At 69.9% G+C, this 12,945-nt stretch carries 10 protein-coding genes and 1 pseudogene; 5 read left to right on the forward strand and 6 right to left on the reverse strand.

Translation table 11 applies throughout. The annotated features are described in order from the left end of the window. Both ACSBPH_RS12315 and ACSBPH_RS12320 read right to left on the reverse strand, forming a co-directional pair. Entirely contained in the window at nt 1-1,290 is a 1,290-nt protein-coding gene (locus ACSBPH_RS12315) for an ABC transporter substrate-binding protein (protein WP_442574622.1), read from the reverse strand. A gap of 33 nt (nt 1,291-1,323) precedes the next feature. Next, a complete protein-coding gene (locus ACSBPH_RS12320) occupies nt 1,324-3,504 on the reverse strand; it encodes an alpha-galactosidase (RefSeq protein ID WP_442574623.1) in 2,181 nt (726 codons plus the stop codon). A gap of 97 nt (nt 3,505-3,601) precedes the next feature. Between ACSBPH_RS12320 and ACSBPH_RS12325 the strand changes: the two genes are divergently transcribed. Both ACSBPH_RS12325 and ACSBPH_RS12330 read left to right on the forward strand, forming a co-directional pair. Continuing rightward, nucleotides 3,602-4,735 (forward strand): ROK family protein, encoded by a 1,134-nt coding sequence (locus tag ACSBPH_RS12325; RefSeq protein WP_442574624.1) that lies wholly within the window; start codon nt 3,602-3,604, stop codon nt 4,733-4,735. Between the two features lie 69 nt (nt 4,736-4,804). After that, the gene (locus ACSBPH_RS12330; protein ID WP_442574625.1) at nt 4,805-6,547 is read left to right on the forward strand and encodes a glycoside hydrolase family 13 protein; all 1,743 of its coding nucleotides are present in this window, start codon (nt 4,805-4,807) and stop codon (nt 6,545-6,547) included. Between the two features lie 266 nt (nt 6,548-6,813). Here the strand turns inward: ACSBPH_RS12330 and ACSBPH_RS12335 are convergent. The 4 genes and pseudogenes from ACSBPH_RS12335 to ACSBPH_RS12350 form a co-directional block, all read right to left on the reverse strand. Beyond that, nucleotides 6,814-7,263: pseudogene (locus tag ACSBPH_RS12335) on the reverse strand (SRPBCC family protein); the annotation flags it as partial. 55 nt (nt 7,264-7,318) lie between these two features. Then, nucleotides 7,319-7,975, reverse strand: a complete 657-nt coding sequence (locus ACSBPH_RS12340; protein WP_442574626.1) for a DUF3618 domain-containing protein — start codon at nt 7,973-7,975, stop codon at nt 7,319-7,321. Further along, a complete protein-coding gene (locus ACSBPH_RS12345) occupies nt 7,972-8,439 on the reverse strand; it encodes a phage holin family protein (protein ID WP_442574627.1) in 468 nt (155 codons plus the stop codon). Before ACSBPH_RS12345 ends, ACSBPH_RS12340 begins: the two co-directional genes overlap by 4 nt. Beyond that, nucleotides 8,436-9,140 (reverse strand): hypothetical protein, encoded by a 705-nt coding sequence (locus tag ACSBPH_RS12350; protein ID WP_442574628.1) that lies wholly within the window; start codon nt 9,138-9,140, stop codon nt 8,436-8,438. The genes ACSBPH_RS12345 and ACSBPH_RS12350 overlap by 4 nt, the downstream gene beginning before the upstream one ends. A gap of 493 nt (nt 9,141-9,633) precedes the next feature. Between ACSBPH_RS12350 and ACSBPH_RS12355 the strand changes: the two genes are divergently transcribed. From ACSBPH_RS12355 to ACSBPH_RS12365, 3 genes are read left to right on the forward strand one after another with little or no spacing between them, the layout of a single operon-like run. Continuing rightward, nucleotides 9,634-10,314 carry a DUF6766 family protein gene (locus ACSBPH_RS12355; RefSeq protein WP_442574629.1) on the forward strand — a complete coding sequence of 227 codons (681 nt, stop codon included), beginning with the start codon at nt 9,634-9,636 and terminating at the stop codon, nt 10,312-10,314. A 4-nt stretch (nt 10,315-10,318) separates the two neighbouring features. Then, entirely contained in the window at nt 10,319-11,284 is a 966-nt protein-coding gene (locus ACSBPH_RS12360) for a TIGR03885 family FMN-dependent LLM class oxidoreductase (RefSeq protein WP_442574630.1), read from the forward strand. Then, nucleotides 11,281-12,942: an alpha-amylase family protein gene (locus tag ACSBPH_RS12365; RefSeq protein ID WP_442574631.1), complete on the forward strand. Its 1,662-nt coding sequence runs from the start codon at nt 11,281-11,283 to the stop codon at nt 12,940-12,942. Before ACSBPH_RS12360 ends, ACSBPH_RS12365 begins: the two co-directional genes overlap by 4 nt. The last annotated feature ends 3 nt before the right edge of the window (nt 12,943-12,945 follow it).

Genomic DNA, 12,945 nt, shown 5'->3' on the forward strand with positions numbered 1-12,945 from the left:
TCACTCTCCCGTCACGGGGATCGTGCGAGCGGCGACCTTCGCCCACTCGCTGTCGAGGGTGGCCAGGGCTGCCTCCGCGTCACCGCTGAAGAGGAACTGCTGGTCGATCGCGGCGAGCGGGATGCTCGGCGGGATCTGGTGATCGATGAAGCCGGTGATCTTGCCCTCGTCGAAGTAGGGCTTCACCGACTGGAGCGCCGGATCGTCCGAGAGCTTCGCGCCTTTGACCGACGGCACCATGTTCTGCGACGCCGCGAACTTCTCGATGACGTCCTTGCGGAAGAGGTAGTCGATGAAGCGCAGCGCCTCTTTCCTGTGCGGCGTGTTCTTGCCCATCGTGACCGTGACGTCGACGCCCGAGACGAGCTTGCGGTCAGCGGGGTCATCGGTCGCGGGATAGGGGAAGATCCCCGCCTTGATGTCGGGGTTGATCGACTTGATGGGGCTGAGGGCCCAGATGCCCTGCAGGAGCATCGCGACTTCGCCCTTCGCGAAGGCGGCGTTCCCGTCGTCGTAGGTCTTGCCGCGGTATCCGTCCTGCATGTACGAGAACAGCTGCTTCTGCTGGTCCATGACGCCGGCGAAGTCCTTCGAGAACGACACCTCCGAGTCGGGGCCGACCTTCTCGCCCTCCGCGCGCATCTTGTCGAAGAACCCGTCCTGCGCGGCGTAGGCGCCGAGGGCGTTGAACGACGGGAGGGCGGTCCACGAGTCGGCGAGCGTCCCGTAGAAGGGAGTGATGCCGGCGGCCTTCAGCTTGTCGCAGACCGCGATGAGCTCGTCCCACGTCTGCGGCACCTCGAGCCCCTGCTGCTGGAAGATCTCCTGGTTGTAGATCACGCCGTTGGCGTTGTTGACATAGCCGAGGCTGTTGACCTCGCCCTTCTTGTTGCCCAGCTGCGCGAGGATCTCCTGGACCGCGGGGTTGATCGTCTGCAGCACCGGCTCGTTCGAGAAGTCGTAGAACACCCCCGCCTGGGCGAGCTTTCCGAAGCCGCCGTTGGCGTTGAGGGTGATGACGTCGGGCGCCTTGTCTTTGACCAGCAGCGTGCGGATGATCGTGTCGGCGTCGGCCACCTGGTTCTGCACGACCTTGATGTCGGGGTTCTCCGCCTCGAAGTCGGCGATGATCTGGTTGAAGTCCTCGAGCGCCTCGCCCTTGAACTGGAAGAAGCTCAGGGTCGTCACCCCGTTGGAGGGGTTCGCGGCGCAGCCGCCGGTGACCGCCGCGATGCCCGCGATGGCGAGCACGGCGGCCAGCCTCGCGATCCGGCGTGGATGGGTTCTCATGTGGTGCGCCTCCTTGCGCGTGGGGGACAGGAGTCAGGAGACCGCGGTCAGCTCGACGACGGTCGAGTGCTGCGGAAGCTGGACGGGAGGACGCACGCCGATCGTTGCGAGCTCGCGCCCGGACATGACGGTCGGGAAGGTCGTCCACTCGAGCACGGACTGGGCGGCATCGGCGTGCTCACCCGACGGCGACAGCACCGCGACGCGGTAGCGGCGGGCGGCGTCGAGGCCCGGCATCCGCACCCGCCCGGCGGGATATGCCGCGGAGGTCTCGGCCTGCGTGATGGTGAAGAGAGCGGATGCCGCGTCCGCCGCCACGATCCCGCGCACGTCGATCCCCGGCTCGGTGCCGTCGACGTCGATCGTGCGGCCCGTCGCGATGAGCGGGCGGATGCGCTTGGCGACCGCGATCCAGGCGGCGACCCGTGCGCGGGTGTCGTCGTCGGCCGATGTGAGGTCCCACTCGATGCCGAAGTGGCCGAAGAGGGCGACGGCGGCACTGAGGTCGAGGCCGACGGCACGGCCCGACGAATGGACGACGGGGCTCGTGAGGTGCATGCCCAGCATCTCGGGCGGCACGACGAGGGCCGTGTAGCGCTGATTGGCGAGCCGCTCGAGGGGATCGAGGCTGTCGCTCGTCCACACGCGGTCGGTGCGATCGAGGATGCCGAGGTCGACCCGCGCGCCGCCCGACGCGCAGCTCTCGATCTCCAGGCCCGGATGCGCGGCCTTCAGCTCGTCGATGAGCCGGTACACCGCCAGCGTGTGCGCGTGGACCCGCGCGACGCCCTCGGGCCCCGAGCCCGCATCGACGAGGTCGCGGTTGTGGTCCCATTTGAGGTACGCGATCTCGTGCTCCTCGAGGATCGCGTGGAGTCGCTCGGCGATGTACGCGTACGCCTCGGGGTGGGCGAGGTCGAGCACCTGCTGCTGCCGCGCCGACGGCGGCAGCGCGAGGCGGCCGCGGAGGATCCAGTCGGGGTGGCTCCGGGCGAGCTCGCTGTCGGGGTTGACCATCTCGGGCTCGACCCACAGGCCGAACTCCATGCCGAGCGAGCGGACGTGCGTGATGAGCGGGTGCAGCCCATCGGGCCACACGGTCGCATCGACGTACCAGTCGCCCAGGCCCCGGGTGTCGTCGCGCCGGCCGGCGAACCAGCCGTCGTCGAGGACGAAGCGCTCGACGCCGACGGATGCCGCGGCATCCGCCAGCTCGGTGAGCTTCTCGAGCGAGTGGTCGAAGTAGACCGCCTCCCACGTGTTGAGCGTCACGGGACGGGGGCGGCGGGGGTGCTGCGGGCGGCTCCGCCACTCGTCGTGGAAGCGGTGCGACAGCTCGGTGAGACCGTCGCCCCACGATCCGATGACCCACGGCGACGCGAGCGAGGCGCCGGGCTCGAGGATCGCCTCGCCGGGTGAGAGCAGCTCGCCGCCCATGAGGAAGGACTCGCCCGTCACGGTCCGCTCGGCGAGGAGGCGGTGGTTGCCGCTCCAGGCGACATGGATGCCGTGTACCCGGCCGGTCTCGAACCCGAAGCCCGGGCGCCCCGCGGCCAGAAGGAGGCTGGCGTCGGCGCCGGGGCGGCCGCGGCGGCTCTCGCGCACGTGGCTGCCGAACGTGAAGGCGTGGCGCTGCGGCGCGCGCTCGCGGAGGTGGTGCCCCGTCGTGTCGAGGAGCTCTGTCGCGTCCCACGGCACGGGGAAGGCGAGCTGCAGCGTCTGCACGGTGTACGCCGTCTCGCCGGCGTTGCGGACGGTGAGGCGCTGATGGAAGAGGCCGCTCTCCCCGATGCGCAGTTCGACCTGCGCGGCGAGGCGGGCTTCGGCGTCGACGAGCGCGAGGACGGCGCGGTGGCCGTTGCTCTGCACGCCGGCGACCTCGAACAGCGCGCTGAACCCTGCGCCGGAGCGGTGGCCCTCGAGGGCGGGCGTGCCGAGCCATCCGCCCGCCGCCGTCGCGACGACGGTGAGGCGTGGCGTGGCGTCGAGGTTCCCCGAGACCCGCTGCGGACGAGCGGCCACTGCGAGACCCGCGAGCGACTCCGCCGTCGAATCGACCAGCTCCTCGCCCCAGTGCACGATCGCAGGGCCGCCTTCGGCCTCGAGGTCGACGACGACGCTCGTGCCGCCCCGGTGGAGGTGGAGCACGGCGGGGCGGGAACCGGTGAAGAGGGGCGAGTGCTCGGCGTCGAGCGAGGCATCAGGATGCGTCATGGCTTTAGTTCTACCATGGAACTAATTAACGGGACAAGAAGTAATTTTCTCGACTGACCCCGGGGAGAACGAGGTCATTCGTGCCAGGATGAAACGAATGGACGGGAACCACGGGATGCTGACCGACAGCGAGAAAGCCCTCGCGCGAGCCGTGCTCATTCACGGACCGATCTCGCGCAGCGCTCTCACGTCGCGCCTCAGCCTGTCGCCGGCGAGCCTCACGCGGCTCGCGAAGCCCTTCCTCGATCGCGGCCTGCTCGTCGAGCTCGACGACTCCGCCGACGGCTCGGTCGGCCGTCCGGTGCGGCCGCTCGACATCGCGCCGGGCCTCGGCCGGTTCGTCGGCGTCAAGATCACGGGCGAGGCGCTGCACGTCGTGACGACCGACGTGCGAGCAGCCCTCATCCACTCCGCGACGAGATCGCTCGAATCCACCGCTCCCGCCGTCGTCGCCGCCCAACTCCGCACCATCATCGACGAGCTCGGCGCCGAGGGCCTCGCGGGGGTCGGCGTCTCTCTCGGCGGCTCCGTGCGAGGATCCGCCGTCGAATTCGCGCCCTTCCTCGGGTGGGAGGACGTGCCCTTCGGCTCGCTCCTCGAAGAGGAGGTCGGCGTCCCCGTCACGCTCGAGAACGACATCGTCGCGCTCACCGAGGCCGAGCGCTGGTTCGGGCTCGGCCGCGGCATCCCCGGTTTCACGGTCATCACGATCGGCGCGGGCATCGGCTACGGGCTCGTCGTGAACGGCGAGGTCGTCCACTCCCGCGAGGCGGGGCTGGGACTGGGCGGACACCTCCCGCTCAGCGCCCACGGACCGGTCTGCCACATGGGGCACCGCGGCTGCGCCGAGGCGATGCTCGCGTCGGGCTCGATCGCGGGCCAGATCTCGGCATCCCTCCAGCGTCCCGTCGGCTACGACGAGGCGCTCGCGCTCGCCGCTGCGGGCGATCCCGCCGCGAAGACGGTGGTGGATGCCGCGGCCGACGCGCTGGGTCGCTTCGTCGCCCTCGCCGCCAACCTCTCGCTCCAGCCCGCGTCGGTCCTCGCCGGTGAGGGGATGGGCCTGTTCGCCGTCGCCGAGGCGCGCATCCGCGCCGCGATCGACGCGGACCGCGACCCCCGCGCCGACCCGATCGAGCTCTACGTCGACGACACCGGCTTCACGGCGTGGGCCCGGGGCGCGGCGGCCGTCGCCATCCAGGCGGCGCTCGAGCGCCTGCGCCTCGACTGACTCGCAGCATCCGCGGCCCCGAGGGGCAGCGGCCGACTCGTACACCCACCGCACGGCGGAAGGAATCTCATGAGCTCGACCAACCCGCTCCTCGACCCGGCGACGGCGCCCTGGTGGACGGGGGCCGTCGTCTACCAGATCTACCCGCGGTCGTTCCAGGACTCCGACGGCGACGGCATCGGCGACCTGCGCGGCGTGCTGCAGCGCATCGACCATCTCGTCGAGCTCGGCGTGGACGTCGTGTGGTTCTCGCCGATGTACCGCAGCCCGCAGGACGACAACGGCTACGACATCAGCGACTACCAGGACATCGATCCGCTCTTCGGCACCCTCGAGGACTTCGACGAGGTCGTCGCGGCGCTCCACGACCGCGGCATCAAGGTCGTCATGGACCTCGTCGTCAACCACACCAGCGACGAGCATCCGTGGTTCGTCGAGTCACGCTCGTCGAAGGACAGCCCCAAGCGCGACTGGTACTGGTGGCGCCCCGCGCGGCGCGGCATGGTCGCGGGCGAGGCGGGTGCCGAGCCCACGAATTGGGGCTCGTTCTTCTCGGGGCCCACCTGGGCCTGGGACGAGGCGACCGGCGAGTACTACCTCCACCTCTTCAGCCGCAAGCAGCCCGACCTCAACTGGGAGAACCCCGAGGTGCGCGAGGCCGTCTACGCCATGATGCGCTGGTGGCTCGACCGCGGAGTCGACGGCTTCCGGATGGACGTCATCAACCTCATCTCCAAGCGGGTCGGCCCCGACGGCGGTCTCGCCGACGGAATCGTCTCGGTCGGTCCCTACGGCGACGCGAGCCCCAGCACCATGAACGGTCCGCGCCTGCACGAGTTCCTGCAGGAGATGCACCACGCGGTGTTCGACGGCCGTCGCCACGGGCTGCTGCTCGTGGGCGAGACGCCCGGCGCGACGATCGAGGACGGGCGTCTCCTCACCGATCCCGCGCGCAACGAGCTCGACATGATCTTCACCTTCGAGCACATGGGCCTCGACCACGGCCCCGCGGGACGCTTCGACGTCGTCCCGCTGGATCTGCGGGAGCTCAAGTCGACGATGGCACGGTGGCAGACCGGTCTGCAGAGCGCCGGGTGGAACTCCCTCTATTGGGAGAACCACGATCAGCCGCGCATCGTCTCGCGTTTCGGCGACGACGGCGAGTACCGCCGGGAGTCCGCGACGATGCTCGCGACCGTCCTGCATCTGCACCGCGGCACGCCCTACGTCTATCAGGGCGAAGAGCTCGGCATGACCAACGCCCACTTCACGTCGTTCGACGACTACCGCGACATCGAGTCGCTCCGGTACGTCGCGCAGGCGCGCGCGCTCGGCCACGTGAGCGACGACCAGCTGCTCAAGGGCCTCGCGGAGGGCAGCCGTGACAACGCCCGCACGCCGGTGCAGTGGGATGCCTCGCGCCAGGCCGGATTCACGGCGGGCACGCCGTGGATCGCGGTGAACGCCAACCACCGCAGCATCAACGCCGAGGCCGAGCGGGGGGAGGAGGCATCCGTCTTCCATCACTACCGACGCCTCATCGCGCTGCGTCACGACGAGGCGGTCGTGCGGTTCGGCGACTTCGCACTGCTGCTCGCCGAGGACCCCGACATCTACGCCTTCACACGGACCCTCGGCGACGAGCGGCTCGTCGTGGCCGCGAACTTCCGCGGCCACGAGCGCACGGTCGACCTCGGCGTCGATCTCGCCGGCGCGCGGCTCGTCCTGGGCAACTATCCCGACAGTGGACTGTCCGGCGGAGGCGCGCTGACCCTCCGCCCGTGGGAAGCCGTGGTGGCGCGGCTCGCCTGACGGACCGTCGCGCCACCGGCCGTCTCACCGGACGTGCGGCGCGGGACGGTGCGCACACAGCAACGAGCCGGCGCTGCCCGATGGGGCAGCGCCGGCTCGTCGTCAGGTCAGACTCCGGTGGAACCGGTGCCGCTCGGCGGGAGGCCCGTCGCGTCTGCGGCGCCCGTGCCGGTGGCCGAGCCGCCGTTGCGCAGGGTGCCGGCGCTCGTGCCGGTGCCGGTGCCGGCGACGCCGGACGAGTCGCCGTCGCGGACGGCACCCGTGCCGGCCTCGACGTCGCCGCGCCACGCGCCGGTCTCGCCGCCGCGTCCCTCGATGAACTCCTTGAAGTTGTCGAGGTCCTTCTTGACGGCGTGCTGGGGAGCGTGGACGACGGCGCCCAACTTCTCGAGCAGGTCGCTCGGCTCCCAGTCGATCTGCACTGTGACACGCGTCTGCGCGTCGTCGAGGCGGTGGAACGTCACGACGCCGGCGTGCGCGGTGTCGCCGCCCACGCTCTTCCAGGCGACGCGCTCATCCGGGTGCTGCTCGGTGATCTCGGCGTCGAACTCGCGCTCGAAACCGCCGACCTTGACCTTCCAGTGATTGTGGGTCTCATCGATCTGGGTGATCGACTCGACCTCCTTGAGGAAGTGCGGGAAGCTCTCGAACTGCGTCCACTGGTTGTACGCCGTCGTCACGGGGACGTCGAGGTCGATGCTCTCAACGATCTGCACGTTGTCTTTCCTTTCCTTGTTCTGCTCTGGGTCGCGCGACGGGAGGAGACTTCGACTAGAAGCCCGACCCCGTCGACGTGCCCGACCCGGATGATCCCGACGGTCCGGAGCTCAGCTCGTCCTTCGTCGTGTCGACCGAATCGCGGGTCTGATCGGCGACCGCCTGGCCGCTCGCCTTCGCCTCGTCGCCGACGGACTGCGCGGCATCCTGTGCCGCCGTCTTGACCGAGTCGACGGCCTCGAGTGCCGGCTCCTTCAGGTTCTCGCCGACCTCGCGGGCCACATCCTTCGCCTGGTCGACGAGAGGCTGCGCCTTCTCCTCGACCTTGGCGGCGAGCTCGCGCTCCTTGTCGGATGCGGGGATGAGGGATGCCACGAGCAGGCCCGCCCCGAAGGCGACGAGCCCCGCGGCCAGCGGGTTGCCCTTCGCCTTGCGTGCGACCGACTGCCCTGCATGGGCGACGGATTGCCCGGCGTGCTCGATCCCGGAGGCCGTGGCCTCGCCGGCGTGCGCGATCGACGAACCGGCGTCGTCGGCTGCGCCCATGACGTGCTCTCGCACGCTCGTGAAGGCGCCGCGGACCTTGTTCTTCTGCCGGTCCATGATCTTCGACGGGGTCACCTTGTCGGCGAGGGCGTCGACGTCCTGGCCCAGCTCCCGACGGGTCGACTCGATGTCTGCCCGGATCTCTTCCGGTGATTGACTGCTCATCGGTTCTCCTCATTCCTCTTCAGCGTGTCGGGGATCTCCTTCAGCGTCTCCACGGTCTGGGGAGCGCCCTCGATCCTCTTCATGTTCTTGCGACCGACCGCGAAGAGGACCGCCGCGACGATTCCCCAGATCACGGTCACGATCAGAGCCGACCACCCGTTGCCGACGACGTACCCGAGCGACCACCACACGGTGATCGACAGGAAGAGGATCGTCAGGTGCCCGGCGTAACCGGCGGCGCCGAGCATGGCTCCCGCCTTCGCGCTGGTCTTGGCCGTTTCGCGCAGCTCCGCCTTCGCGAGCTCGAGCTCCTTGCGCATCAGGGTCGACATGTCGCCGGTCACCTGGCTGACGAGCTCGCCGAGCGACGAGTTCGCAGCCTGGCGTTCGGACGGCGTCGACTCACCCAGGGGGGCGGCGTCGGACGCCGAGACGTCGCGCCCGAACGGTGTCTGGCTGGTCATCCGTTCTCCCCGTGGCGGAACAGCGGGTCGCTGGGGTCGTCGGCGGCGTCGGTCACGCCTCCGAGGCCCGCGCCCGTGCCCACTCCTGCGCCGGTTCCGACGCCTGAGCGGCCGGCCGACGACGCGTCGTAGACGGGGGTGTCGCCGACGGCGCCGGTCGAGCCGTAGGAGCTCGTCGTGCCCGTGGGGAACGACGGCCCCGAGGAGGCGGCGATGCTGCGACGCGGCGTGGACGCCCCGTCGGACTCCGGCTCGCCTGCGACCAGGGAGCGGGTGAGGCGCCCGACGACGACACCGGCCAGAGCCGCGACGCCGAGGAACACCATGGGGCGCCGGCGCGCGTAGCGCCTGACCTCATTGAGGACGGCGCCGGGATCGCGTGCGTCGAGCCATGACGCCGCGCCGCCGAGGCGCTGGGCGGCCTGGCGCACGACATCGGTCGCGACTCCGCCGTCGCTGGTGGACGAGGCCATTTCGTGCAGCTCGTCGCTGGCTGAGCGAAGACCCTGTGCGAGCTGCGTCTGGCGGTGGGCCGCCTGATCGCTGAGCTCGACGCGGGTCTGGTCGTAAAGGTGCGAGAACTGCGTACGCGCCTCACGCCCGACCTGCTTCGCCTCGTGGCCCGCGGTGCGAGCGACGTGCGCCGCTTCGTCCTTCGCCGTGCCGGCGACGTTCGCGGCCTCATGCTTGGCCGTCTCCATGCCGCCGTTGCTGCCGGAGGCTGGCGTGGAGGTCCCTGTGCCAGGGGGGACGGTCGACCCTGGGGTCGTGGGGTAGGTGTTCGGCGAGGTTCCGGCGGGGAAGCTCTCCCCACCTGTTGGCAGCGTGTCACGAGTGTCTGACATCGCGACTCCCTTCCGATTCGGCGGCCACAGCGGGCCGGTCAGGATCAGTCCTACGTCGGTCTCCCTGGGACTTCGCAGGGGTTGCGTCACGGGAGCGGTTGTGGGATAACGCACCCGCACGACCGCGGGGGCGCCCGAGTCGGCTCCGGGCGGGAGACACGCCGCTAGGGCGCCGTCAAGCCCCTCCGCACGGGGAGACGATCGGCCTAGCGTGGGAGCGTCGACAGAAGGAGCCATGGATGCCAGAGACCATGCCGGAGCGCTACGGGCGGCGCGCCATGTTCTGGACGTGGGCGGCGATCGTCGCCTTCGGGCTCGTGAGCTTCTTCTTCATCCCGTTCATCGGCAGGTGATCGTGAAATTCCTGCGCAACAACGGACTGAGTCTGTTCTTCCTCGCGATCTTCGTCGCCGCAGTCGTGGGGCAATCCGTCGCGGGCTGGTTCGAGGAGAACCAGCAGCTCACCATGCACGGCGAGGCGACGGTGGCCTACGTCAACTTCGTCACCTCGTCCGATTTCATGGTCGACCTGGCGGAGAACTGGCAGTCCGAGTTCCTCCAGTTCTTCCTCTTCATCGCCGCCACCATCTGGCTCGTCCAGAAGGGATCGCCCGAGTCGAAGAAGCCTGGCGAGCAGGGCGTCGAGAGCGACCGGGAGCAGTACGTCGGGCAGTACGCATTGCGCGATTCGCCGACCTGGGCCAAAGCCCCGGGCATCCGCGGCTGGCTCTACGCCAATTCGCTCCTGCTGGTGATGGGCACGATCTTCCTGCTGTCGTGGCTCGGCCAGTCGGTCGCCGGCACCGTCGTCGCCAACGAGGAGCAGGCCCAGCACGGCCTGGCGCCGCTGTCGTGGGCCGACTACGTCGTGTCGCCCGACTTCTGGAACCGCACGCTGCAGAACTGGCAGTCCGAGTTCCTCGCCGTCGGCTGCATGGTCGCCTTCTCGATCTACCTCCGCCAGCGCGGTTCGAGCGAGTCCAAAGAGGTGGGCGCCCCGCATCACGCCGGCTCTCTGGCGTCGGAGTGATCGCATGCGCATCGGCTTCCATGCGTCCCACGAGCAGCTCGCACCGTCGCGACTGCTGAGCCTCGTCCGCGAGGCGGAGGCCGCCGGCTTCGATGCGGCGATGTGCTCGGACCACTTCGCTCCGTGGGGCCTGGCGCAGGGGCAGTCCGGACTCTCGTGGAGCTGGATCGGCGCGGCGCTGGCGACCACATCGTTTCCCATCGGCATGGTCGTGGCCCCGGGTCAGCGGTATCACCCGGCGATCGTGGCGCAGGGCGTCGCGACGCTGGAGGAGATGTTCCCCGGCCGATACTGGGCTGCGCTCGGCAGCGGCGAGGCGATCAACGAGCACATCACCGGCGACGTCTGGCCGGCGAAGGCAGACCGCGAGGAGCGCCTCCGCGAGTCGGTCGAGATCATCCGGAGGCTCCTGGCGGGCGAACGGGTCGACCACGACGGCGCGGTGCGCGTCCACGACGCCCGCGTGTGGACGCGTCCCGCCGTGCCGCCGCCCCTCAAGGCGACGGCGGTCGGACCGGCGACGGCTGCGTGGGCGGCCGGCTGGGCCGACGGTCTCGTGACGGTCGGGCACGACCCGGCCGGACTTCGCGAGGTGACAGGGGCGTATCGGGATGCCGGGGGCACCGGTCCGATCGCCGTGCAGGTGCACGTCTGCCTGGCGTCGAGCCTCGACGAGGGACTCGGCGTCGCCGCGGAGCAGTGGCGCCAGGGCACCGTGCCGGGCGAGGTCATGTGGGACCTCGAGCAGCCGGAGGACTTCGACAGGCTCGCCGACCCGGGGGATGAGGCGGCGCTGCACTCGGCGGTGCTCATCGACACCGATGCGCGCGCGATGGCGGGACGCCTCGCCGAGGTCGCGTCGGCCGGCTTCGACGAGGTGTACCTGCACCATGTGGGCCTCGACCAGTCGGCGTTCCTCGAGCGCGCCCGGGACGAGCTGCTGCCGGCGCTGCGGGAGGCGGTGGCATGAGGATCGCCGACATGGGTGACCTGTGGTGGCGGAACGCGGTCTTCTACTGCCTCGACGTCGAGACGTTCCGCGACGGCAACGGCGACGGGATCGGCGACTTCACGGGCCTCACCGAGTCGCTCGGGTACCTCGAGCAGCTGGGCGTCACGTGCGTCTGGCTCATGCCGTTCTACCCGTCGCCCGACCGCGACGACGGCTACGACATCTCGGACTTCTACGGCGTCGACCCGAGGCTCGGATCGCTGGGCGATGCGGCGGAGTTCATCCGCACCGCGCGGAGCCGGGGCATCCGCGTCATCGTGGACCTCGTCGTGAATCACACGTCCGACAAGCATCCGTGGTTCGTGCAGGCGAAGCGCTCGCGCAATTCGAAATTCCGCGATTACTACATCTGGCGGGACCGGCCCACCCGCAATCAGAAGAACATGGTGTTCCCCGGCGAGGAGCAGAGCATCTGGGAGTGGGAGCCGAAGACCGAGCAGTACTACATGCACTCGTTCTACCGGCACCAGCCCGACCTCAACCTGACGCACCCGCCGGTGCGCGAGGAGATCGCGAAGGTCGTCGCGTTCTGGCTCACCCTCGGCGTCGCCGGGTTCCGCATCGACGCCGTGCCCTTCCTCCTCGCTTCGCCGGGCTCGCCCGACGCGGCCGATCCTCACGAGTTCATCCGCGACCTGAAGCGGTTCATCCGGCGCCGCTCGAGCGAGGCGATGCTTCTCGGAGAGGTCGCGCTGCCGCATGTCGAGCAGCTCGAGTACTTCGGCGGGCAGGACGGCGGCGAGCTCGATGCGCAGTTCGACTTCACCCTCATGGACGCGGTGTACCTCGCGTTCGTCCGCGGCGACGCGACGCCGATCGCCGATGCACTGAGGTCGCGCCCGAAGACGTCGGAGCCGGTCTCGTGGGGCAACTTCCTGCGCAACCACGACGAGCTCACGCTCCAGCTCCTGACGGACGAGGAGCGCGACGAGGTGTTCGACGCCCTCGCGCCGGAGCCCTTCCAGCGCATCTACGGACGCGGCATCCTGCGGCGTCTGGCGCCCATGCTGGACGGCGACCCGCGCCGTCTCCGCCTCGCGTACAGCCTCCTGTTCTCGCTGCCGGGCGTACCGGTGCTGTACTACGGCGAGGAGATCGGCATGGGAGAGAATCCGCAGCTGCCGGGACGCTCCGCCGTCCGCTCGCCCATGCAGTGGACGCCGGAGCGCAACGGCGGCTTCTCGTCGGCGCGGCCCTCTCAGCTGCCCGGATCGGTCACGACGGGCGGCTTCGGCCCCGAGCACGTGAACGTGCGCAACCAGCAGATGGACGAGGGCTCGCTCTTCCACTTCATCCGCGCGCTCATCGCGCGCTACCGCACGACGCCCGAGATCGGATGGGGCGATGTCGAGCTCGTCGAGCACGACACCCCGGGAGTCTTCGCGCACATCCTCCGCACCGACCAGGAGGGAGGGATGCTGGCCCTGCACAACCTGACGCCGGATCCCGCGACGGTCTCGCTGCCGTCGGCCGCCGAGGTCGGGGGAGAGGTGCTGACCGATCTCCTGCACCCCCGTGAGATCCCGCTGCAGGCCGATCGGCCGACCGATGTGCACCTGGACCCGTACGGCTTCCTCTGGCTGCAGATCACCCCGCCGGGCGGTGCGATCGTCTGAGGC

This window comes from Microbacterium sp. F51-2R, assembly GCF_052180235.1.
In the GTDB taxonomy this organism is placed as follows: domain Bacteria; phylum Actinomycetota; class Actinomycetes; order Actinomycetales; family Microbacteriaceae; genus Microbacterium.

Excerpts from the sequence above, each read along its gene's own strand:
- ACSBPH_RS12340 (WP_442574626.1), bottom strand. The coding sequence starts at position 7,975 with ATGAGCAGTCAATCACCGGAAGAGATCCGGGCAGACATCGAGTCGACC.
- ACSBPH_RS12315 (WP_442574622.1), bottom strand. The coding sequence starts at position 1,290 with ATGAGAACCCATCCACGCCGGATCGCGAGGCTGGCCGCCGTGCTCGCC.
- ACSBPH_RS12360 (WP_442574630.1), top strand. The coding sequence starts at position 10,319 with ATGCGCATCGGCTTCCATGCGTCCCACGAGCAGCTCGCACCGTCGCGA.
- ACSBPH_RS12365 (WP_442574631.1), top strand. The coding sequence starts at position 11,281 with ATGAGGATCGCCGACATGGGTGACCTGTGGTGGCGGAACGCGGTCTTC.
- ACSBPH_RS12325 (WP_442574624.1), top strand. The coding sequence starts at position 3,602 with ATGGACGGGAACCACGGGATGCTGACCGACAGCGAGAAAGCCCTCGCG.
- ACSBPH_RS12345 (WP_442574627.1), bottom strand. The coding sequence starts at position 8,439 with ATGACCAGCCAGACACCGTTCGGGCGCGACGTCTCGGCGTCCGACGCC.
- ACSBPH_RS12320 (WP_442574623.1), bottom strand. The coding sequence starts at position 3,504 with ATGACGCATCCTGATGCCTCGCTCGACGCCGAGCACTCGCCCCTCTTC.
- ACSBPH_RS12350 (WP_442574628.1), bottom strand. The coding sequence starts at position 9,140 with ATGGAGACGGCCAAGCATGAGGCCGCGAACGTCGCCGGCACGGCGAAG.
- ACSBPH_RS12330 (WP_442574625.1), top strand. The coding sequence starts at position 4,805 with ATGAGCTCGACCAACCCGCTCCTCGACCCGGCGACGGCGCCCTGGTGG.